Origin of the sequence: Solihabitans fulvus (genome assembly GCF_008386585.1) — a bacterium.
In the GTDB taxonomy this organism is placed as follows: domain Bacteria; phylum Actinomycetota; class Actinomycetes; order Mycobacteriales; family Pseudonocardiaceae; genus Solihabitans; species Solihabitans fulvus.
On the sequence record NZ_VUOB01000379.1, the window covers coordinates 1 to 613 of the forward strand.

Genomic DNA, 613 nt, shown 5'->3' on the forward strand with positions numbered 1-613 from the left:
CGTTGAACAAGTTTTTCAAATCGAACGTAGTCTTCTCTATCTTGTATTTGTATGAAGGAGTGCCGAGTTTTAAATGATCTTTTCCGTTGTTGTCCTTAACTTGATTCAATTTGCTCTCTATTTCAACGTCCACGTTTACGCAGTTAATGAGGGCGTCTCCTTTTCCTTTAATTTGTAAAATGAGAAGTTTTCCGTCGGCTTCATATTCAGCTGTTAAGCTCATGTTGCTTATGAAGGCCAATTTGAAATTTCCGTGGTCACCATCGAATTTAAGCTTAAATTCTTTTAGGTGACTGCCTTTTAAGCCATGCATTAATGCTTTGGTGAATGTCAGTTTCAACCCGTTGCCGTCGATGTTAATGTCATCCAGATGCACTGGGTCAGTCGAAGGAACGTCCAGTTCAGGAATACCCTTCGTAAACTCAGGCAGACTCTTCTCTATTTGTTCTTTGATGCACTGTTCGAGGTTTTCATTGGAGAATTCGCAGGCTTCAATGTATGGAGGTAGATATGCATCGTCGGCGTTTGTGTTGAACACGTGAGCCGCGAATAAAAATAAAGCGATCAACATCATTGTTCTAGAGACTGCGGATTCTTGGATTGGAAAATCAAG

At 40.6% G+C, this 613-nt stretch carries 1 protein-coding gene; it reads right to left on the reverse strand.

Annotation, left to right across the window (positions count from 1 at the left end; all coding sequences use genetic code 11):
* A partial coding sequence (locus F0L68_RS46100) for a JHBP domain-containing protein (protein WP_188317155.1) occupies positions 1-538 on the reverse strand: 538 nt, incomplete at its 3' end.
* Between the last annotated feature and the right edge of the window lie 75 nt (positions 539-613).